A 21676-nucleotide genomic window follows, 5' to 3' on the forward strand; every position below is an offset into this window, starting at 1 on the left:
CCGGCGGAGGCGGGACCCGCGCGCCGTCGCGTTGGTTTACGGTGTTCACGACATGGGGCCGCCCGAGGTGGTCGGCACCCTGGCGACACTCGGCGCCACCGGGCGCGAGGGGGCAAGGAGAGCCATGGACACGACGCTCGAAGCGACGATCAGGGATCGGATCGAAGGGGAGAAGGTCAGGACGGCGCCGCCCCCCGACGCCATCGCGATCCCACCCATCCCGACCGGGCGCTACACCGACCCCGCGTTCCACGAGCTCGAGCGAGAGCGGGTCTTCGGGCGCAGCTGGCTCTTCGCCGGCCACGAGTCGGAATGGCCCGAGGCCGGTGCCTACCGGTTGACGACGCGGTCCGGGGCCCCGATCGTCGTGGTCCGTGGTGACGACGGGGTCCTCCGGGCCTTCTACAACTCCTGTCGCCACCGCGGCGCCCCGGTGACGCGCGACGAGTGCGGTACGGCGCGGCGCTTGACCTGCCAGTACCACTCGTGGTCGTACGGCACCGACGGCACGCTGAAGGCCGTGCCCGACGCCCGGAGCTTCCCCGGGCTCGACACCGCCTCGCTGGGGCTGGTGTCGGTGCGTTGCGAGACCTGGGACGGCTGGGTCTTCGTCAACGAGGACCTCGACGCCGTCGCGCTCCTCGAGTTCCTCGGCCCGATCGCCGACCAGATGTCCGAGATCGACGGCCGAGCCATGCGGGCCGTCGGCACCCAGCTGCACCACCTCGACTGCAACTGGAAGCTCATGGTCGACGCCTTCCTCGAGGTGTACCACGTGCGGACCGTGCATCCCGACAACGCCGCGCTCCTCTACAACGACCAGTCGGTGACCGTCTCGATGCTGCCGAACGGCCACAGCCGCCTGAACGTCGAGAAGCACGAGATGTTCCGCGACATGCCCATGGTGTCGGAGGAGCACGACAACCCTGCGGTCCCGCTGCTGTGGCGACAGACCTCGACCTCGTTCGGGATCTTCCCGAACCTCGTGGTCCCGATGGACACGGGTGCGTTCACCTTCCTGTGCATGTGGCCGACCGGCGACACCACCACCGAGCTGGAGCTGCGGTGGTACGCACCGGCCTGGGCGGGTGACGACGTTCCCCAGGAGCACCTCGATCGCATGGAGCTCTTCGAGACGGTGATGGCCCAGGACAAGGCCAACATGGCGCCGATCCAGGCGTCGGTCTCCTCCCCGGGGGCCCGCCCCTTCCAGCTGGGCTGGCACGAGCGTTTGATCCACCACTTCGAACGGGCGGTCGACCTGGCCATCGGCCCTGACGACCTCCCGCCGGGCACCGCCGTCTCCGACGCCCTCGACGGGTTCGTGGAGCCACGGTGAGCGCCCGAGGGCGGGTGCGAGGACGGTCGGTCGCGGCGGGCGTCGCCGCGCTGGCCGTCCTGGTTGCGGGCTGCTCCAGCAGCGACGACGCCGGTTCGCCGGCCGCCGACCCCGCGACGACGGTCGCCTCAGCACTGCCCCCCGGGGCCGAGGACCTCGTGGGCCGCTACGCCCACTTCGACGCGGTCGCGTACCAGGACGACGCGATGAAGACGCTGATCATCAGCACCGGCTTCTCCGACCTGGAGCTGCGCGACGGCCAGCTGTGGAACCAGATGACCTTCTGCCATGCCGACACGGTCATGGACCAGGCCGTCGAGGTCTCGATCTCCGACGCGGCGACGGGGGCGATCAAGCCCATCGCCACACCGGTCGAGGTGACCGAGGTCGAGGGTCGGCTACGGGTCACGCGGCCGGCGACCCCGACGGCCATCGGCATCGTCCTCGCGGACCCGGCGGTCGAGGCGCTGCCGACCGACCCCGCCGATCCCCGCGTCATCGACGCCGACGGCGACGGCAACCCCGGGGTGACGTCCTCGATCAAGGTGTCCGAGGACCTCCAGGGTGAGGTGTACCTCGCCCGTCGCGAGATCTTCGCCTACGACCTGATCCAGCAGAGCCCCGACCGGCTGGTCGGCTCCATCACCGACCGCTCCGAACAGCTGATCCTGGGGGCGAGCAACCCGCTCTTCCTGGCCAGCGCGCAGTGGGAGCAGATCGACGACCCGACGCGGAACCCGGTGATCTGGCAACGGGTCGACGCCGGCTGGGACTGCGCCCGCCTCGCCGCGGAGCGCCCCGGTCTCTTCCCGCCCAACCCGGTCATCGACTGGTGACCGGCGCCGCCGGCACCCTCAGATGGAACGGCCGCGGTCGGCCCACCACGGATCGCGGAGCTCGCGCTTGGTGAGCTTGCCGGCTGCGCTGCGGGGGAGCGCGACGTGGACCTCGAAGCTCCGCGGCACCTTGTAGCCCGCGAGGCGTGCTCGGCTGAACCCGGTGACCTCGTCGCGGAGCGTGTCGGACCACGCCTGCCCTGGACCCAGCGCGAGGGCGGCGTGCACCGACTCGCCCATCTCGTCGTCCGGGACGCCGAACACGGCGGCGTCGGCCACCGCCGGGTGCTCGACGAGCACGCCCTCGATCTCGGCCGGATAGATGTTGACCCCGCCCGAGACGATCATGTCGATCTTGCGGTCGCTCAGGTAGAGGTACCCCTCGTCGTCGAGGAACCCGATGTCGCCGAGGGTCCCCAGTCCACCGCTGCGGTGCGCCGCCGCCGTCTTCTCCGGCGCCTTGTGGTACTCGAACTCCGATCCCATGAGGTTGCGGAACCAGATCTCGCCGGGCTCGTTCGGCCCGAGGGGTTCGCCGGACCCGTCGAGGATCAGGATCTCGATGATCTCGACCGGCCGGCCGACGCTGCCGGGGCGGGTGGCCCACTCCGAGGCGTCGATCATCGCCAGGAACCCGCCCTCGGTGCCGCCGTAGTACTCCGACACGATCGGGCCGACCCAGTCGATCATCCGCTGCTTGACCGACGGCGGGCAGGGGGCGGCGCCATGGACCACCCGCTGCAGCGACGATCCGTCGAAGGCCAGGCGGACCGGTTCGGGCAGGTCCAGCATGCGCATCATCTGGGTCGGCACGAGGTGAAGGTTGGTGATCCCGTGGCGGTCGATGAGCCCGAGGAGCTCCTCGGCGTCGAAGCGGTGCTGCAGAACGAGGGTCGCGCCGCAGCACAGCGAGGCGAGCCCGAAGACCCACTGCGCCGAGTGGTACAGCGGGCCGCAGACGCACATGACGTCGCGACCCCCGGGGGTGACGCCGATCAGCGGGGCCATCGAGTGGGCGATCAGCGTGAGCATCTCGGCGGGCCCGCCGATCGTGGAGAGGGTGGAGCGGACCCCCTTCGGCCGGCCGGTCGTGCCCGACGTGTAGAACATCGGCCCACCCCGCTGCGGATCCTCGATCTCGTCGCTGCGACTGGCGGCGAGCACGTCCTCGTAGGAGGCGAAGCCCTCCGGTGGTTCCGTGTCCCCCGTCAGCATCGTCGTCACCGGAGCCGGGGTGTCGGGGCCGGAGAGGGCCTCACCCACCACGTCCGCCCAACGGGGGTCCACCACGACGGCGCGGACCTCAGCGTCCGCCAGCACGTAGGCGACCTCGCGTACCACCCAGTGCCAGTTGACGGGGACCAGCAGCCAGCCGCCGTGGGCGCAGGCCAACGTGACCTCGATGAACTCGGCCTGGTTGCCGAGCATGGTCAGGACCGCGTCGCCCCGGACCAGACCACGGTCACGCAGGGCGTGGACGAGTCGGGTGACCCGCTCGTCGAGCTCCGCCCAGGTGGTAGTGCCCCGGGCGTCGACGACCGCGGGTTCGTCGTGGCGCTCGGCCACGATCGGATTGAGGATGGCGGTCATCGTGCAGGACCCGTCGTGCGGGGGCCGTGCGGTCGCCGCCGCTGCCCGCGGTCCGCTCCCAGGGACGGCCGGACGCGGGGCGAGGCCGTGGTCATGGCGGAACGGTAGCAAGCCCCACGCCTCGGTGAACTCTGTTCACCCCGTGCCGCGCCGGCCGACCCCGAGCGACCCGACCGGTACAGTTCCGGCGTGACCGCACCCGTCGACCGACCACCGCTCCAGCGCGCCGCCATCATCGACGCCGCTCGGGACATGATCGTGACCGGCGGCCTCGAGGCGCTCTCCCTGCGGCGCCTGGCCCGTCAGCTCGGCGTGACCGCCCCTGCGCTCTACGGCTACGTGCGCTCCAAGCAGGACCTGCTGGGCGCCCTCGCCGAGATCGAGATCGACCGGCTGGCGGCGCGCTTCGACGAGGTCGACGACCCCGATCCGATCGAACGCATCAGGGCCCACAGTCGGGCCTACGTCACCTACGCGCGGGACAACCCCGAGCTGTTCCGGGTGATGCTGTTGGCGCCGCCGGCGCTCCCCGCCTCGGGCCTCCCCGCCACGGCGGAGGCCCCGGCGACGACCATGGCGTTCGCCACCGCGACCGGTGCCATCGAGGACGCCATCGCCGCGGGCGCCATCGCCGCCGAGGACCCCCAGGTGGTGGCCCTCACGCTCTGGTGCGGCGCGCACGGGGTCGCCACCGTCCTGCAGCTCGGCCTGGCGCTGCCGCCGGAGGTCGAGGACGCCATGATCGACGAGGTCACCGACCGCCTGATCGCCGGCTATCGGGCCTGAGCGGGGGCGGGCCCGCGTCGCGCCGGAACCCGGGGGCGCGCCGCTCGGGCCCGGGGTGGGACCGTCGGGCCGAGGTGGTGGTGCGCCCCGGGTCCGACTGGGCTAAACAGTGTTCGGCCGTCGTGGTCCGAGGCCTCCGGCCGGCGACCGAGCGGCGACACCATCCGCACGAGGGGGAGAGGCACACGATGAGGCGCACCGCACGGATCCGGACGTCCCTGGTCGCCGTCGCCGTGCTGCTCGTGGTCGCCGCAGGGTGCAGCGAGAGCGATCCCCAGGCCGCACCGACCGACACCGAGCCCGTCGCCTGCTCCAGCGACGCGCTCCTCGACTGCGCTCGCCGGTCCGTGCTCGCCCCCTACGTGCCCGGTGAGCCCACGAAGGCCACCGGCGAGCCGATCCGCCTCGGGATGATCAACCAGGAGAACACGCCGGCCGGTTCCTATCCCGAGCTGAGCCTCGCCGTGCAGGCGGGCATCGAGTTCATCAACGAGCAGATGGGCGGGGTCGACGGCCGGCCGCTCGTGCTCGACGTCTGCAACACGGAGTTCTCGGCCGAGGGGTCCACCTCGTGTGCCCAGACCTTCGTCGAGGAGGAGGTTCCTGCCGTGCTCGGCGGCATCGACGTGTTCGGCAACGGCATCGAGACGCTCGCCCAGAACGGCATCCCGTTCGTCGGGGGCATCCCCATCAGCGCCCAGTCCTTCACCTCCCCCAACTCGTTCCAGTGGAGCGGGGGGAGCCAGTCCGCAGGGGTCGCCTTCGGCTGGTACGCAGCCGAGGAGCTGGGTGCGAAGAAGGTGTCGATCGTCTACCAGGACTTCGGGTCCATCACCGACAGCGCCGAGGCGGCCCGAAAGGTCCTCGGCGACGCCGGGGCCGAGGTTCAGATGGTGCCGTACCCGGTCCTGGCCACCGACCTCAACCCCGCGCTCACCGCAGCCGCGTCGAGCTCGCCCGACGCGATGATCGTCTTCGCGGCCGACAGCGGGTGCAAGGCCGGGTTCGACGGTGTGGCCTCGCTGGGGATCACCGCCGCCACCTTCTACGTCGGGGCCTGCGCGGCGCCGGCGATCGTCGACCAGGTCAGCGTCGACAACACCGACGGCGTGTACTTCAACGTGGACGGCCCCCTGTCCGGCGACTCGGCGATGCCCGACGGCGAGCTCTACGAGGGCGTCGTCACCGCCTACGGCGACGGCCTCGATCCCGTCGGCGCCGGGACCGTGTCGTTCCGGTCGCTCATGAACCTCTACGCCATCCTGAGCCAGCTCGGGGGTGACATCACCCCCGGTGCCATCACCGCCGCACTCCAGGCGACCGACGGCGCCCCGAACTTCGGCGGCCACCCCTACACCTGCGACGGTGAGCAGTTCGACGGCCTGCCGGCGCTCTGCTCCCCCCAGCAGATCCTCGCCCGGATGCAGGATCGGCAGCTGAGCCAGGTGACCGACTGGATCGACGTCGGTCGGATCTACCGCGGCTGACCTCCCCAGAGCTCCGGAGCGTTCCCATCAGCCAGTACCTCGGTTACCTGCTCGCCGGCCTCGGCGGAGGCGCGGTCATCTCCTCCCTGGCGCTCGGGCTGATCCTCACGCAGCGTTCGTCGGGGGTGGTCAACTTCGCCCACGCCGCCATGGGCATGTACGTCGCCTACGCCTACTTCGAGTTCCGCGAGACGGGTGACTGGGTCCTCCCGGTCCTCGGGCTGCCTGCACGCGTCCACCTGCTCACCCGGCCCACGCTGGTCACCGCTCTCGCCTTCGCGCTGGTCATCGGAACGGCCCTCGGGCTGGTGGTCTACCTGCTCGTCTTCCGGCCGTTGCGTCGAGCGCCGGCGTTGGCCCGGGTCGTCGCCTCGCTGGGTCTGCTGCTCTACCTCCAGGAGATCGTGCGACTGCGGTTCCCGATCAGCGGTGCCTCGGTCGTCGTGCGTCGCCCCGTGCTGCCCGACGGGCCGGTCGAACTGCTCGGCGCCACCGTCACCGAGAACCGTCTGATCCTCGTCGCGTTGGTCGGCGCCGTCGCCGTGGCGTTGGCCGCGGTGTTCCGGTTCAGCCGTTTCGGGCTGGCCACGCGGGCCGCGGAGGGCAACGAGAAGGGAGCCCTCCTGCTCGGCATCGCGCCGGACCGGTTGGCGAGCATCAGCTGGGCACTGGCGTCGGTGCTCGCCGGCGCCGCCATCATCCTCATCGAACCCATCGCCGGCCTCAGCCCCACCACCTCGCTGCTCGTCATCCCGGCGCTGGCGGCGGCCCTGCTCGGCGGCCTGCACTCGTTCGGGATCGCCACCGCGGCGGGCCTGGCGATCGGCATGGCGCAGTCCCTGGTGTTGGGCTGGGCGGTGCGTCCGGACACCTCGATCATCCCCGACTGGCTCCCCACGACCGGCCTGCAGCAGATCATCCCGGCGGCGGTGATCATCGGGGTGCTCGTCTGGCGAGGGGACGCGCTGCCGGATCGGGCCGCGGTCGCCGGCCGACGCCTGCCCCCCTCCCCGCACCCTCGCCACATCGCGGTCTGGGCGGTCACGCTGGTCGGACTGGTCTCGGTCGCGCTCGTGACCCTCGGGGCCGGCTACCGCCAGGGCCTCATCGTTTCGATGGTGTTCGCCCTGCTCGCCCTGTCCGTGGTGGTGCTGACCGGGTTCAGCGGGCAGATCTCCCTCGCCCAGCTCGCCTTCGCCGGCGTGGCCGGGTTCACGTCGATCCGACTCACCGAGAACAGCGTCCCCTTCCCGGTCGCCCTGGTGGTGGCCGCGCTCCTGGCCACCGTCATCGGCGTCCTCGTGGGTTGGCCGGCGACCAGGGTGCGGGGCATGAGCCTGGCCGTCGCCACCCTCGCGCTCGCGGTGGCCATCGAAGGTCTCGTGCTGGCCAGCCCCAACCTCTCCAACGGCCAGGCCGGTTCGTCGGCCCCCCGGCCCTACCTGTTCGGCATCGACGTGGGCGTCTCGGCCATCGGCGGCGACAACTTCCGTCCTGCCTTCGGTTTCGTCTGCCTCGGCGTGCTCACCCTGGCCGGCCTGGCGGTCGCCAACCTCCGCCGGAACCGCACCGGTCTGCGGTGGTTGGCGGTCCGGGCCAACGAGCGGGCTGCCGCCGCCGCCGGGATCGACGTCACGCGGGCGAAGCTGGGCGCCTTCGCCGTCTCGTCGTTCCTCGCCGGGCTCAGCGGTGTGCTCACCGCCTTCTCGGTGACCACGCTGTCGCCGAGCTCGTTCGTGGTGATCGGCTCGCTGGTCGCGGTGGCGCTCACCTACCTGGCCGGCGTGTCGAGCGTGGGCGGAGCGCTGGTGGCCGGCCTCCTCGCCCAGGCCGGGGTGGTCGTGGTCGCCGTCGACGACATCTCCGGGTCCGAGGCCAACACCTATGTCTTCGCGATCAGCGGGCTGGCCCTGATCGCGGCGGCCATCTGGGCCCCGGCCGGGCTCACCGGGCTGGCGCGGGCGGGCCTCTCCCGGTCGACGCGGGCTGTGCCACCCGCGGCGGACCGGCCGGACCCGCAGGCCGAGGCGACCCAACCGGCGACGGTGGATCCATGACGCTGCTCGACGTCGAGGGCCTCACCGTCAGGCACGGGGGGCTCGTCGCTCTCGCCGATGTCGACCTCGCCCTCGACGAGGGGCAGGTCGTCGGCCTCATCGGACCGAACGGGGCCGGGAAGACCACCTTCATCGACGCGCTGACCGGCTTCACGTCGCCGTCGTGGGGGACGATCACCTTCGACGGCCGCGACATCACCCGGGCCTCCGCCCACGCCCGCTCCAAGGCGGGTCTGGTGCGGACCTTCCAGTCCCTCGAGCTGTTCGACGACCTCACCGTCCTGGACAACCTCCTGGTCGCCGCCCACACCCCGTCGCTCTGGGACACCCTGACCGACGCCCTGTGGCCCAAGGTGCACGACAACCGGGAGACCCACATGGTCCTGGACCTCCTGGGTCTGGTGCCTCTCGCCGACCGCCTCCCGGTCGAGCTGTCCAACGGCCAGCGTCACATGGTCGCCCTGGGCCGCGCCCTCGTCGCCTCGCCCAAGCTCGTCCTGCTCGACGAGCCCGCTGCCGGGCTCGACCCCGCTGAGACCACCGAGCTCGCGGCGACCCTGCGCCGGCTCTCCGAGCTGGGCACCACCGTGTTGGTGGTGGACCACGACATGTCGCTCATCCTGAACGTGTGCGACGCCGTCCACGTCCTCGACTACGGCAAGGTGGTGGTCAGCGGTCCCCCCGCCGTGGTCCGCCGTGACCCCCGGGTCATCGCCGCCTACCTCGGCCGTCAGGCCGGCGACGGGGGGCCGGGGTGAGTGCCGAGGAGCTGCTCCGGTTGGACGCCGTGTCCGCCGGCTACGACGGTGTCGAGGTGGTGCACGGCGTCGACCTGGTCGTGCACGCCGGGGAGGTCGTCGCGTTGCTCGGCGCGAACGGGGCCGGGAAGACCACCACCCTGCTGACCATCTCGGGGCTCGTGCCACTCACGGGAGGCACGCTCACCGTGCTCGGGCGGTCCGGCGGTCCACGGCGGCGCACTCCCGTCGCCGAGGTCTGGCGCAGGGCGCGCACGGGCGTCGCCCACGTGCCCGAGGACCGGGGCCTGTTCTTCGACCTCACGGTCGCGGAGAACCTCCGCCTGGGCCGACCGGCACGGGGTGAGGGCGTGCCCCTCGACCAGATCCTCGGCTGGTTCCCGCAGCTGGAGGGGGTCATGGGCCGCAAGGCCGGGCTCCTGTCGGGCGGGGAGCAGCAGATGTTGGCGTTGGCCCGGGCCGTCCACCCGGCCCCCCGTCTGCTGTTGGTGGACGAGCTCAGCCTGGGGCTGGCCCCGATCATCGTGGAGCAGCTGCTCCCGGTGCTGCGGTCGATCGCGACGGACACCCGCACGGGGATCCTGGTCGTCGAACAGCACGTGCCGCTGGTGCTCGAGGTCGCCGACCGTGCCTCGCTGCTCAGCCAGGGCCGGGTGACCTTCGAGGGGACGGCCGGCGAGGTTCGGGCTCGGCCGGACCTGGTCGAGGCGGGCTACCTGGGCGATATCCACCCCGGCTGACGCGACGGGGACCGCGGTCGTCGGAGGTGGCGGCGACGTCGGTCGCCCTCGGGCCCGGGCTCAGAGCAGCCCCCGCGAGGCGCCGCCGTCCACCAGGAGGGAGGTGCCGGTGATGAAGCGTGCCTGCCGGCTGCAGAGGAAGGCCGCCGCGGCGCCGAAGTCGGCCGCGTCGCCGAGGAACCCGGCGGGGATCTCCGCCGCCAGGGCGTCGACCTGGTCCTGGTGCAGGCTGCGGAGTCGGTCGGTCAGGTGGCTGCCGGGCTGGATGGAGTTCACCGTCACGCCGTCGGAGGCCACCTCGGCGGCCAGGGTCTTGAGGAAGCCGGTGACGCCGGTGCGGGCGGTGACGGATGCCGCCAGGAAGGGGATGGGCTGGCGCACGCCGACGGACGTGATGGCGACGACGCGGCCCCAGCCCTGTTCCCGCATCCCCGGCACGGCACCGAGGCACATGGCGATGGTGGAGAGCAGGTTCAGCTCCAGTGCCGATCGGTACTCCTCCAGGGTGGTCGCGGTGGCGGACCCGCTCGGTGGGCCGCCCGCGTTGGCCACCAGGATGTCGATGCCCCCGAGTCGTGCCTCGGCCTCGGTGACGAAGGCGGCGGCGCCCTCGGCACTGGCCAGATCGGCCTCGATGGCCACGGTCTCGGCTCCCAGCTCCGACGCCGCCGCCGCCAGCCGGGCAGGGTCCCGGCCGCAGATCGCCACCCGTGCCCCTTCGTCGACGAGCGCCCTGGCGGTCGCGAGACCGAGCCCGGCGCTCGACGCCGACACCGCAGCCCGCCTGTTCCGGAGTCCGAGATCCATGGGTGAGGTCTACCTCAGATCCCGGTGGACGCCGGGGTGGCGGAGGTTCTGGCACGGAGGTCGCTGAACGCTGTTAACCTCCGCAGGAGGAGCGGGTCCGGTGTGACCCACCTCCATACAAGGAGTGCATCGTGGGCAACGCCGCCGGCTTCATCGGACACGTCACCGATCCCGACCGACAACCCGACCTCGAGGGCAACATGTTCCCCGTCGACACCGAGGTCGACCTCACCGGCCTCGAGGTCACCGGTCGGCTCCCCGACGGCCTGCGGGGGTCGTTCGTCCGCAACGGGCCGAACCCGCTGTTCCCGCCGATCGGGCGGTACCACATGTTCGACGGCGACGGCATGCTGCATGGTGTGCGGTTCGAGGACGGCGGCGTGTCCTACCGGAACCGCTGGGTCCGTTCGCGGGGGCTGCAGGCCGAGGTCGACCTGGGCCGTGCCGTCTACCCCGGGCTCGCCGACGTGATGAGCTTCCCCGACGAGTCGCTGGTGGGCGACGCCGGCCCGGTCAAGAACCCGGCCAACACCCACGTCATCCGTCACGCCGGCCACTACCTGGCCCTCTGGGAGGGGGGTCTGCCCACGGAGATCACGCTGGACCTCGAGACCGTCGGCGAGTACGACTTCGACGGCAGGCTCAGGGGCGCCATGACGGCACACCCCCGCATCGACCCGCGCACCGGGGAGATGTTCTTCTTCGCCTACTCGGTGTTCGAGCCCGTGATCCGCTACTACGTGGTCGACGCCCGCGGCGCGCTCGTGCACCGCGCCAAGCTCGAGATCCCGTCACCGGTGATGATGCACGACTTCGTCATCACCGAGCAGCACGCGGTCTTCCTCGACTCACCCATCGTCCTCGACGTCGACAAGCTCGACGAGGGCTCGATGGCGTCGTGGCGACCCGAGAACGGCACCCGCATCGGGGTGATGCCGCGCCTGGGCGCCGCCGACGACGTGCGCTGGTTCGAGATCGATCCCGGGCACGTGCAGCACTTCTGGAACGGTTGGGCCGAGGGGGACCGGATCGAGTTCTCCGGCACCCGGTTCGAGCGCCCCGACTTCGGGCTCGACGTCTCCGGGGCGGGCGAGTCCCCGGACCGGAACGTCCCGCCCTACCCGGCCCGCTTCTGGGTCGACCTGGCCTCGGGCACGGCCGGGTGGGAGCAGACCGACGATCTCGGCGGCGACTTCGCCCGTTTCAACGACGACCTGAACGGCGTGCGCTCCCGCTACCACTACATGTCCGCGGTGGTCGCCCCGGGCCGACGGCTCGGCGACTTCGACAGCATCGTGCGCTACGACGACGCGACCGGTGGCCGCCAGGTATGGACCGCCGGACCCACCGGTCACGTGGGGGAGAGCGTCTTCGCCCCCGACCCCCGGGGCCGCGCCGAGGACGAGGGGTGGCTGATCAACGCCGTCCACGACTCGGCCACCGACCGCACCGACGTCTGCGTGCTCGACGCCGCCGACGTGGCGGCCGGTCCCATCGCCCGGGTCCACCTGCCCCGGCGCATGCCGTTCGGCTTCCACGCCAACTGGTTCGCCGCCGACTGACCCGACGGACCCCTGTACCGACGACGTCGCGACCTCTGACGATGCCCGGGCGTCGGCGTCGTCAGAACAGGTCGTCGCACTCGCGAGCGACCTCGCGGATGGCGCCGTGCAGCTCCTCGGGGACGGCGGCCATCAGCTCGTCGGTGAGCTCGTCGGAGAACCGCAGGCGCTCGGCGTCGACCAGGTCGTCGTGGGCCGGCATCCAGGCGGAGTGCAACACCAACGGCACACACTCCCGGTTCGTCCCCGCCAGGACGGCGACAGGACCCCGACCGACGGCGGCGGCGTCGAAGAGCTCCACCCGGAAGCCCGAGTCGGACAGCACCGGCTGCACCACGTAGCCGTCGTGGCCGCCCGGGTCCCCGCCGGCGTAGGCACTGCGGGCGGCGTCCTTCCCGCAGTCGCGGGGGGCGAAGGTCGGCGACGTGATGTGGTCCCCGAGGTCGGGGTACTCCCACCTCGCCTTCAGGTCCATCGACCCCCGCTCGAACGTGGCGAGGGCGCCGGGGGTCTCGTGTCGGAGCTGGTCGAGGTCGATGCGTCCGGCGTAGAGCTCTGCCGCCCGCTGTGAGATGTTCCCCGGGCGACACCCCTGGTAGGTCACGTGATGGAGCGTCGGCCTGGTCATCCCCTCGACGGACCAGTCCATGGCCGAGAGCTGCAGGTTGAACGTCCAGTCGTCGCGGTAGACGCCGCGCTCGACGGCCGTGCCGGTCGTCGGGTCGAAGAGGACCTCGACGATGCTCTCGGGGGCCATCGCCATGTTGTAGAGGCCGACCGCGGCCGGGTCGACGGGGTTGCCGTTCACGTCGAGGTCGCCGGGCTTCAGGTAGAGGGCGAGGTCCATGAGGTCCATGCCCTCCCAGACGACCGAGATGCCGTCGGTGTCCTCCCAGCGAGCGTAGAAGTGGCCGGTGGGCGGGGACATGGCGAGCGTGACGGGGGTGACGGGCGTGCCGCTCGGCAGGCCCTCGAGCTGATCCTTGCGGATCAGCCACACGGGCACCTCGTCGTCGATGGTCAGCTCCCGCTCGCCGCCGACCATCTCCGCCGGGTCGGGCTTGAAGTTGCCCGAGTCGGCCAGGATGATCCAGTCGCGGGTCTGGCTCACGGTGTGCGTGGAGCCGCCGAACACGATCCCGTCGAGGGGCCAGTAGCGCACCTGTGTGCCGTCGGCGCGGTCGTAGCGGACGACCGCCGGGCGCATCCCGAACGTCGGCTCCATCACGAAGTCGAGCTTGACGCTCCAGAGGCAGTCACGGTCGGGATCGGCGACGGGGTGTGCCGAGGAGAGGAGGAACGGCAGGATCCCCGGCGTGTCGAGCGAGCTCCCGCCCCAGCTGTCACGGTGGCCGACCTCGGCCACGAACTCGAGCGTCCCCGGGTGCAGCTCGACGGGTCGCCCCGCGTCCCAGGTGGTGAAGAGGCGACCGCCCCAGGGGAGGGGCGCGGTGTTCGACGCGTTCGCGGCGCCGAGCACCGACTGGTAGCCCGTGCCGCTCGTGGCGAACTGTGCGGGAAGCCGGTCCCAGAGGCGCTTCCCGGGGGACTGGATGGACCTTGTCTGCCACGCGAAGCGCCCCGGCGCGGCGCCCCGGGTGCCGGGTTCGAGGGCGAGGCGGCAGATCGCTCCCCAGTCGAAGATCCCGTAGTCCATGTCGGTGCAGTGCTGCGGGCTCGAGAACACCATCTCCCCGCTGATGTCGTCGGGCCACACGCCGTCGACGACCTCGAGCTCGAAGTCGGCGTGGGGGGCGGTCGTGAGGCATCGGGGTGTCGGCATGGTTCTCTCCCTGGTCCCGGCGCCAGAGGGCGACGGATGCGGCGACGACCGCGGCGATGGCGGGTGAACGGTGTTCAGCAGGGTATCCGCGCAAGGGGCCGCTGTCAGGCCATCCGTCGCCGGCGCGTCCTCAACGCCGGTCGAGCCGCAGGAGCCGGCGGGCGTTGGCGTCCATCGTCGCCGCCAGGGCGGCGTCGCCCCACGACGGGTCGGACGACTGGTCCCATCCGGCGAGGTTGGTGCCGGCCACGAGCCGGTCGGGTCCGAAGGCGCCGAGGAGGGCGGCGAGCGCCCAGGGCCCGCCCACGTGGGCGTCCCACCAGATCCGGCCCAGTCGCTGCGCCACCGCGCCGGGCTCTCGGAGCGCGCCCCGGGCCCACGGGCGGGTGCGGGCGGCGTGGGCCATGCGCTCGGCCAGCCAGGAGGTCGCCCCGCCGCCGTGGCTGATGCAGACGTCGAGACCGGGGTGTCGGTCGAGGACCCCGCCGAGGACGAGCGCCGACACCGCGAGGGTCTCCTCGTAGAGGAAGCCCAGCCACAGGTCGCCGTCGAAGCGCTCCAGCCGCTCGTCCCGTCGAGGACGGTCGATGCCGTCGGGCGCCGGGTGGAAGAACACGGGGACATCGAGCCCGACACAGGTCGCCCAGATCTCGTCGAAGGCCGGATCGTCGAGTGGACGCCCGAGATCGGTTCCCAGGTACGGCGCCACCAGCCCCAACTCGCCCACAGCACGCTCGAGCTCGGCCCGGGCTCGCGGGGGATCCTGCATCGGGAGCTGGGCGAAGCCCCGGATGCGCTCAGGGGCCCGGGCCACCAGCGCCGCGAGCTCGTCGTTGTGCCGTCGACAGAAGCGGTCGGCCCACTCGGCCTCGACGTGGGAGAAGTAGGTGAGCGGGTTCGGGGACAGCACCTGAACGTCGATGTCGGCGGCGTCCATGGCCTCGAGCCGGCGGTCGAGGTCCATGAACGGGCTGCCGCGGTAGCGCACCCCGACGAGGGTGTAGCTGCCGACCCGGAAGCACGGAGGCCGGCCGGCGGTCTCGTCGCCGTCGTCCAGCTCGGGGCCCAGATCTCCCGCGGCGCCGAGCACGGAGTCGAGCACGACGTGGGCGTGCAGGTCGATCATCGGCTCAGAACACCACCGGGTACCGACGCCAGTATCCCCGGGCCGACTCGGGGTCGAGTTCGGCCGGGGCATCGGGGTCGGGTCGCCCACCGGCGGCCAGTACGGCGCGGACGGCCACCGGGACCAGGCCGTAGAGGTGGTCCTCGCCGGGCGGAGCCCCCAGGGAATCGGTTCCGGCGGCGAGCTCCTGGCCGATGCAGGCGTGCATGCCGAGGCCGAAGCTGAGGCCCCAGGGCGCCACGCCGGCGGGGAGGCGACGGTGGGGGTCGAAGCGGTCGGCGTGCTCGCCGAACGCGTCGGGGTCCCGGTTGGCCGCCATGAGGTCGATGACGACCTTGTCGCCCGGGTTGACGACGGCGCCGCCCTTCAGCGAGACCTCCTCCAGCGCCCATCGCATGGCGACGGGGCTCGACGGCTGCAGCCTCACCGTCTCGTGGACGCAGCGCTGGAGGAAGTCCATGTCCTGCCGCGCCCGTTCGGCGTCGGCGGGCGAGGTCGTCGTCATCTCGAAGATGCTGTGGAGCGTCCGCACGAACGCCGTGGCCGACGTGTGGGCGCCGGCGAGCAGGTAGAAGCACGTCTCGCGCAGCACCACATCGTCGGCAAGATCGAGGTCCTCCCGGTTGCGCAGCAGGACGGTGAGCACGTCCCTGGGGAGGTCCTCCTCGTCGATCTGCCCCGCCGCCAGGCGGGCGAGCTCGGCGCGACGACGGGCGATCGACGGCTGCAGGAACTCGGCGTCGAACTCGCGCAGGGCTCGCTCCACCTCCTGTCGCTTCGCGTCCCGGTCCCCGGTGTGGTGAGCGAGGGTCGCGCCCTCGATGAACAGCATCATGTAGGAGTAGAGGCGGAACGTCTCGTCAGCGGTGCGGGCGGGTCGGTCGACCCCCGCGGTGGACGCGGCCAGGTTCATCATCATCTGATGGCTCAGGCTGACCAGCTCGGCCCGGCCTCCGGCCACGTGCGGAGCGAGCGTCTCCTCCACGATCGGCGGGAAGAGTTCGCGCTCGTACCGGGCGTGGGTCTCGCGACGGAACAGCCGGTTCTCGAGGCGCCGCCGCGACCGGTGCTCGTCGCCGTGGAGGTTGACGAGCACGTCCGCCATGACGACCTCGCCGGCGTCGTAGAGCGCCTGTCGGAGCTGCTTCTGACGGAAGGCGTCGCGGGCCTCGTCGTAGGCGGTGATCGTCACCTCGTTCGATGCGGTCATGGTCGTCGCTCCTGGGTTGGTCGCCACTCGCCCGGGTGGCCGGTCGTGCCGGGCCCGGACGCACCGGGACTCTTCCTGGCGGCCCAGACCGCGGCCCGGCGGAGGATCGAGCGGTGGCTCGGGTGCTCGACGGAGGCGGGCTCGTGCCCCAGGACGTCGGTGACCGTGCGCCCCTCGCCGAACTCACGGGCCCACAGGACGGGACGGGGTCGGCCCGCGGTCTCGCTCACCAGGAGGGGGACGAGCCCCGGATCCGAGTCGAGGCGCTCGTAGACCTCGTCGAGGACGGAGAAGGGTTCGAGCCCCGCGGTGACGTCGTGCCCACGCCCGGCGTCGGTGACCGTGACCGTGACGTCGCCGACGGGTTCGTGCGACGAGGTGGCCCAGTTCCAGGACGCCCCGCACAGCGAGTGCCACGTGGGCTCGGCGTCGAAGCAGATGACGGCGGCGTGGAGGGCGAGGAGGCCGCCGCCGCCCGCGACGAAGCGCCCGATGGTGGACGCGCCGGCGGGGGGGAGGGTGTAGGGCTCGGCGTCGCGGAGGTGGGCGTAGCGCTCGGCGGCCATGCCCCAGTGGAGCGCGTGGACGGTCAGCAGGTCGTAGGGGTCACCGCCGGCGCGCTCGGGGCCCGACAGCTCGCACAACATCTCGGTGGGGTCGGTCACGACCGTGGTCTCGATGCCCTCCTCGTGCAGGAGGGCGGTGACCGACCCGGCGAGAGCACCGAAGTCGTGACCGGGTCCACCCGAGAGGAGCAGGTTGCGGGTCACGTCGGGGGCGCAGTCCGGTCGCCGAGGCGCGGCCCCACCGAGTCGACCGCCTCGGGGCGGGGAAGGGTGGCGATCACCGACCTGGTGACCCCGCCGTCGACCAGGATCTCGGTGCCGTTCACGTAGCCGGCGGCGGGGGAGAGCAGGAACAGCACGACGGCCGCCACGTCGTCACCGGTGCCGAGCCGGCCCGTCGGCACCCGTTCGGATCGGCGGCGGCGGATGTCGGGATCGGCGTAGATCGGCTCGGACATGCCGGTGTCGATCAGCCCCGGGGCGACGGCGTTGACCCGGATGCCCAACGGCCCCCACTCCAGCGCCATCTGCCCGGTGAGCAGGGCGATCGCCGCCTTCGTGGCCCCGTAGGCGCCGGCGTTGGGGCCGGGGGCGACGCCGTTCATGGAGGTGACGGTGACGATCGCCCCCGGTCGGCCGGTGTCGATGATACGACGGGCCACGGCCCGCGCCGTCAGGAAGGTGCCGGACAGGTTGACGTCGACGACGGCCCGGAAGTCGTCGGCGGAGTGGGTGAGCAGCGGTCCGAAGCGGACGACGCCCGCGTTGCACACCACGCCGTCGGGCGCCGGGCGGCCGGTCTCGTCGGCGAAGCGATCGAGGGCGGCGTCCAGGTCGGTCTCGATCGTCGTGTCGGCGACCAGCGCGACGGCGCGGTCGCCGAGCCCGTCCGCGGTTCGGGCCGCCGCGGCGCCATCACGGTCGAGCACCCCGACGGTCCATCCCGCCCGGACGGCGGCCCCGGCGATGGCGGCGCCGAGGCCGTGGCCGGCGCCGGTGACGACGAGGCTGGACGGGCTCATCGGCCGGGGCCGTCGTCAGAGCCGGCCAGAGCTCCGTGGTCACGCCCCGGGTCCGCCTCCGTCGTCACGGGTTCACCATCTCCCAGGTGAGGGGCTGCGCGGCCCACACCCCGACCTTCTCGCCGGGGAGCTGGTCGCGCTCGGGCCACGGGCGAGCGAGGTCCACCGCTCGGCCACGGGAGAAGACGTGCCGGATTCGGCGGCGGTCGCCGAGGACACCGATGTCGGTGGAGGGATTCCCGTCGACCACGAGGACGTCGGCCTTGGCATCGGCGGCGATCACCCCGATGGAGCCGATCGGGAGGCGCAGGGCGATGGCGCCGTTGCGGGTGGCGCAGGAGATGGCCTGGAGGGGGTCGAGGCCCATGGCCTCGACCAGGATCTCCATCTCGCGGGCATGCCAGTGCCCGTAGGGGGTGAGGGCGAATCCGCTCTCCGACCCGCACAGGATGGGCACGCCGGCGTCGTGGGCCGTTCGCAACATGCCTGCGGTCGCGTCGATCTCGCCGCGGAACAGGTCGACCTGGGCCGTCGCCGCACCCACCTTGTCGCCGTGGTCGGCGAGGTTGGCGAGGAACGTGAACGTGGGGGCCACCGCCGCACCGCTCTCGACGATCGCCGCCACGGCCGCGTCGTCGAGATGGGACGCGTGGAGGATGAGGTCGACGCCGGCCTCGGCGGCGAGTCGCGTCGAGTCCGCGTTGCGGCAGTGGGCGATGGTGGGGGTGTCGAGCGCATGGGCGGTGTCGGTGACCGCCTTGAGCTCGTCGAGCGACCACACCGTGATCTCGCCCCGGGTGTTGGGCAGCGAGCCGGTGACGTGGATCTTGATCCAGTCGGCGCCGTGCTTGACCTGCTGGCGGGTGGTGCGGACCATCTCCGCCCGGTCGGTCATCACGTGGGCGTAGCCGACCCGCCCGGAATCCGGGATGAGGCGCCCGGCGGTGCCGCCGGCCGCGGTGAGCAGGGCGTTGAGTCCGGAGGCCATGCGTGGGCCCTCGACCAGGCCGGCCTCGATGCCGTCGCGCAGGGCCGGTCCGAGGTCGTGGATGCAGTCGGCGTCGAGGAATCCGGTGACCCCGGCCCGGAGGAGCTTGGGCACGTTGAACGCCGCCACGAGCATCGCCGTCGACTGGGGGCGGTGGAAGAAGAGCTCGTCGTTGTTCGCCGGTTCGCCGAAGGTGATGTGGCAGTGGGCGTCGATCAGCCCGGGCATCACCGTGCAGCCGGCGACGTCGATCCTGCGGACCTCGGGCTCGGCCCGTGTCGCCGCGTCGTCGCCGACGGCGACGATCCGGTCGACCTCGATCAGCACGTCGGTGCCCGTCCGGGGCGCCGCTCCCGTGCCGTCGATCACGGCCCCCCCGACGAGGAGGACCTGTGTGCCTGCGCTCATGGCCATGCCTCCCTCGTCACGAACTTCCGGCGTCCGGCGCTCCGAGGCTCCGGGCGCCGGGGGCACCTTCGGGTGAACAACGTTAACCCACGCGGTCGCGACCCGGGAGGGCCCGCCGTCGCTCCGGGTGCCCGGCGCCGGTGGCCGGTGGGCCACCATGGTGCCGACCGCGACGGGAGCGGGCAGGAAACGGAGCGAGGACATGCAGCGATTCGAGGACAAGGTCGTCCTGGTCACCGGAGCGGCGTCGGGCATCGGCCGCGCCACCGTCGAGCGCCTCGCCGCCGAAGGAGCGACCCTGGCCTGTGTCGACGTCCAGGCCGAGGCCGTGCAGGAGGTGGCGTCGGCGGCGCGCGCCGCGGGGGCGTCGGCGCGGTCGTGGGTCTGTGACATCAGCGACGAGGCCGCCGTGGTGGCCACGGTGGCCGACGTCGTCGACGAGCTCGGGCGGCTCGATTCGCTGTGCAACGTGGCGGGGATCCTGCGCACCGCCACCCACAGCCACGAGGTCAGCCTGGCCCAGTGGGACCAGCTCCTCGCCGTCAACCTCACCGGCACCTTCCTCGTCACCCGGGAGTGCCTGCCCCACCTCCTCGCCACCGGCGGCAACATCGTGATGACGGCCTCCACGTCGAGCCTCGCCGGCCACCCGTGGATGCTGGCCTACGCGGCCAGCAAGGGAGGCGTGCTGGCCATGACCTACACCCTCGCCGTCGAGTACGGGAAGCGGGGCCTGCGGGTCAACGCCGTCGCCCCCGGCGGCGTGGAGACCCCGATCAGGGAGATCGACTTCCCGTCCGAGGGACTCGACTTCGACCTCTTCGCCCGCATCTCGCCGCTCGACCAGGTGCGCGGGCCGGAGACGGTGGCCAGCGCCATCGCCTTCCTGGCCTCCGACGACGCCGCCCACGTCAACGGTGAGTGCTTGAGGGTCGACGGCGCCACGTTGGCCTGACCGGCGTCGTCGGCTCCCTCGCCGCGTACGCTCCGGCGATGGCACGCGTGATCCTGGTCCACGGGGCCTTCAACGAGCTGTGGGGACCCCACGAGCTGAAGTCGCGCTGGCTCCCTGCGCTGCAGGACGGGCTGTGGCACCACGGCGTGACGATCGGGGCCGACGACGTCGGCGTCTGCTTCTACGGGGACCTCTTCCGACTCGACCTCTCGAGCCTCGAGGCCGACCAGTGGGAACGGTCGCGGGCCGGTGCGGTCGAGATGCTCGACGCGATCGGCGGGGAGAAGGCGCTCGGGTTCCTCAGCCAGGCGGCCGGCAAGGCCGCCTACGACCGCACCGTGGACATGATCGCGATCATGAGCGGTGACGACACGATCCGCGCGCAGGTGCGCCGACGCTTCCTCGACGCCCTCGACGACGACACCCGACTGGTGATCGCCCACTCGCTCGGCACGGTCATCACCCACCAGGCCCTCGCCGCGAACCCGCAGATCGAGATCGACACGCTCATCACCCTCGGATCGCCCCTCGGTTCGTCGATGGTCTTCTCGAGGCTGGAGCCGGAGGGGAGCGACGGGTTCGGCCCCTGGCCCGGATCCACCACCAACTGGGTGAACATCGCGGCGCGGGGCGATCAGGCTGCGGTGCCCGACCTCGCCGACAAGTTCGGCCCCCGGGTCACCGACCACCTCATCGACAACGGGCATCGGGCCCATGACCCCGAGCCCTACCTCAACAACGCCGTCACGGGGGCTGCAGTGGCCCGGGCGCTGGGGCTCTGACGCCGGTCCGGACCGGGCGGTTCAGATCAGCGGTTCGTGGCTTCGGGCTGTGAGGGACGAAGGTCCAGGTCGAATCTCGACGCCGAGCACTCGGGATCCAGTGGGGGCGCGGGCCTGCCCTCAGTCACCAGGTGACGATCGACCCTTATCCGGCTGTCAAGGATGGTGGGATGGTGTCGGTGGACGCCCGAGGAGGTGTCGCCGTGGCCCATCCCGAATCCGACTACTCGTCGTTGCCGCCACCGCCGAGCGACCGCCATTCCGTGGTGATCATGCCGCCGTCGAGCGAGCCGCAGCCCAGGGGGCTCTCACCATGGGTCATCGGGTTCGGGGTCTTCGTGATGGTCGTCGGTCTGGTCCTCTACGGATGGATCGGGCCGTCCTACCTGATCCCGATCGGACGGCGAAGTGATGATGCCTTCCGCCCGTTCAGCGACCGGAACGAGAGCGCCATCGCACTGACGTTGGTGGTGTTGCCACTGGTGGTGGCGCTGTCGGCCGCCATCTACTCCAACGTGCACAACCGACGATCCCGCAGCACCGCCACGGTCCTGCTGGTGCTCTCGGGCGTCGCTCTGCTCGGCGGTGCTCTCCTGTTGGCATCGGCTCCCTCGGCACCGTCTCGACGGACCTGCGACAGGTGCACCACCGTCGAATGTCGGGGGGAGAGCCTCGTCAACGGGTCAGGCCCCGATTGGCGTCCCGTGCCGTGTCCCGACGCCTACGTCGAGGGTGCTCGCATCGAGGTCGCCGCGGTTGGGCTCGGCCTGATGGCGGCGGGAGCTGCCTCCGGGCTGACGGGCCGGAGGTTGCTCCGCCGTCCGGAACCCGCCGTCAGCCAAGACCACCAGGACGAGTGAGTGGGGTGGCCCGG

Annotated in this window: 19 protein-coding genes; 11 read left to right on the forward strand and 8 right to left on the reverse strand. The window is 72.0% G+C overall.

Annotated elements, in window-relative coordinates; all coding sequences use genetic code 11:
- Positions 1 to 52: 52 nt before the first annotated feature.
- Together MUE36_05080 and MUE36_05085 are read left to right on the forward strand one after the other, a co-directional pair.
- Positions 53 to 1339, forward strand: coding sequence for a Rieske 2Fe-2S domain-containing protein (locus MUE36_05080; GenBank protein MCU0310299.1), 1287 nt, complete (start codon positions 53 to 55; stop codon positions 1337 to 1339).
- Entirely contained in the window at positions 1336 to 2175 is an 840-nt protein-coding gene (locus MUE36_05085; protein MCU0310300.1) for a hypothetical protein, read from the forward strand. The genes MUE36_05080 and MUE36_05085 overlap by 4 nt, the downstream gene beginning before the upstream one ends.
- Before the next feature lie 18 nt (positions 2176 to 2193).
- On the opposite strand, the gene MUE36_05090 is transcribed toward MUE36_05085, so the two are convergent.
- Positions 2194 to 3765 (reverse strand): AMP-binding protein, encoded by a 1572-nt coding sequence (locus MUE36_05090; protein ID MCU0310301.1) that lies wholly within the window; start codon positions 3763 to 3765, stop codon positions 2194 to 2196.
- Positions 3766 to 3954: 189 nt separating this feature from the next.
- Between MUE36_05090 and MUE36_05095 the strand changes: the two genes are divergently transcribed.
- The 5 genes from MUE36_05095 (at position 3955) to MUE36_05115 (ending at position 9593) form a co-directional block, all read left to right on the forward strand.
- Positions 3955 to 4551 (forward strand): TetR/AcrR family transcriptional regulator, encoded by a 597-nt coding sequence (locus MUE36_05095; GenBank protein ID MCU0310302.1) that lies wholly within the window; start codon positions 3955 to 3957, stop codon positions 4549 to 4551.
- A 188-nt stretch (positions 4552 to 4739) separates the two neighbouring features.
- The gene (locus tag MUE36_05100) at positions 4740 to 6038 is read left to right on the forward strand and encodes an ABC transporter substrate-binding protein (GenBank protein MCU0310303.1); all 1299 of its coding nucleotides are present in this window, start codon (positions 4740 to 4742) and stop codon (positions 6036 to 6038) included.
- Between the two features lie 101 nt (positions 6039 to 6139).
- A complete protein-coding gene (locus MUE36_05105) occupies positions 6140 to 8095 on the forward strand; it encodes an ABC transporter permease (GenBank protein ID MCU0310304.1) in 1956 nt (651 codons plus the stop codon).
- Positions 8092 to 8853 carry an ABC transporter ATP-binding protein gene (locus MUE36_05110; protein ID MCU0310305.1) on the forward strand — a complete coding sequence of 254 codons (762 nt, stop codon included), beginning with the start codon at positions 8092 to 8094 and terminating at the stop codon, positions 8851 to 8853. Before MUE36_05105 ends, MUE36_05110 begins: the two co-directional genes overlap by 4 nt.
- Before the next feature lie 29 nt (positions 8854 to 8882).
- A complete protein-coding gene (locus MUE36_05115; protein ID MCU0310306.1) occupies positions 8883 to 9593 on the forward strand; it encodes an ATP-binding cassette domain-containing protein in 711 nt (236 codons plus the stop codon).
- A 60-nt stretch (positions 9594 to 9653) separates the two neighbouring features.
- On the opposite strand, the gene MUE36_05120 is transcribed toward MUE36_05115, so the two are convergent.
- Entirely contained in the window at positions 9654 to 10400 is a 747-nt protein-coding gene (locus tag MUE36_05120; GenBank protein MCU0310307.1) for an SDR family oxidoreductase, read from the reverse strand.
- 131 nt (positions 10401 to 10531) lie between these two features.
- On the opposite strand from MUE36_05120, the gene MUE36_05125 reads away from it, so the two are divergent.
- Positions 10532 to 11962: a carotenoid oxygenase family protein gene (locus MUE36_05125; GenBank protein ID MCU0310308.1), complete on the forward strand. Its 1431-nt coding sequence runs from the start codon at positions 10532 to 10534 to the stop codon at positions 11960 to 11962.
- A gap of 61 nt (positions 11963 to 12023) precedes the next feature.
- Here MUE36_05125 and MUE36_05130 read toward each other — a convergent pair whose 3' ends face one another.
- The 6 genes from MUE36_05130 to MUE36_05155 form a co-directional block, all read right to left on the reverse strand.
- The gene (locus MUE36_05130) at positions 12024 to 13745 is read right to left on the reverse strand and encodes a carotenoid oxygenase family protein (GenBank protein ID MCU0310309.1); all 1722 of its coding nucleotides are present in this window, start codon (positions 13743 to 13745) and stop codon (positions 12024 to 12026) included.
- A gap of 130 nt (positions 13746 to 13875) precedes the next feature.
- Positions 13876 to 14871, reverse strand: coding sequence for an amidohydrolase (locus tag MUE36_05135; GenBank protein MCU0310310.1), 996 nt, complete (start codon positions 14869 to 14871; stop codon positions 13876 to 13878).
- Between the two features lie 4 nt (positions 14872 to 14875).
- Positions 14876 to 16081 (reverse strand): cytochrome P450, encoded by a 1206-nt coding sequence (locus MUE36_05140; GenBank protein ID MCU0310311.1) that lies wholly within the window; start codon positions 16079 to 16081, stop codon positions 14876 to 14878.
- Entirely contained in the window at positions 16078 to 16851 is a 774-nt protein-coding gene (locus MUE36_05145; GenBank protein MCU0310312.1) for a ThuA domain-containing protein, read from the reverse strand. Before MUE36_05145 ends, MUE36_05140 begins: the two co-directional genes overlap by 4 nt.
- Complete coding sequence (locus MUE36_05150; GenBank protein ID MCU0310313.1) at positions 16848 to 17669, reverse strand: SDR family oxidoreductase; 822 nt, start codon at positions 17667 to 17669, stop codon at positions 16848 to 16850. Before MUE36_05150 ends, MUE36_05145 begins: the two co-directional genes overlap by 4 nt.
- Before the next feature lie 64 nt (positions 17670 to 17733).
- A complete protein-coding gene (locus tag MUE36_05155) occupies positions 17734 to 19071 on the reverse strand; it encodes an amidohydrolase family protein (protein MCU0310314.1) in 1338 nt (445 codons plus the stop codon).
- 196 nt (positions 19072 to 19267) lie between these two features.
- On the opposite strand from MUE36_05155, the gene MUE36_05160 reads away from it, so the two are divergent.
- From MUE36_05160 to MUE36_05170, 3 genes are all read left to right on the forward strand, one after another.
- Positions 19268 to 20020, forward strand: a complete 753-nt coding sequence (locus MUE36_05160; protein ID MCU0310315.1) for an SDR family oxidoreductase — start codon at positions 19268 to 19270, stop codon at positions 20018 to 20020.
- 38 nt (positions 20021 to 20058) lie between these two features.
- On the forward strand, positions 20059 to 20802 hold the full coding sequence (locus tag MUE36_05165) for a hypothetical protein (protein ID MCU0310316.1): 744 nt from the start codon (positions 20059 to 20061) through the stop codon (positions 20800 to 20802).
- 203 nt (positions 20803 to 21005) lie between these two features.
- Complete coding sequence (locus MUE36_05170; protein MCU0310317.1) at positions 21006 to 21662, forward strand: hypothetical protein; 657 nt, start codon at positions 21006 to 21008, stop codon at positions 21660 to 21662.
- Positions 21663 to 21676 lie beyond the last annotated feature (14 nt).

Source organism: Acidimicrobiales bacterium (assembly GCA_025455885.1).
Lineage (GTDB): Bacteria > Actinomycetota > Acidimicrobiia > Acidimicrobiales > Acidimicrobilacustridaceae > Rhabdothermincola_A.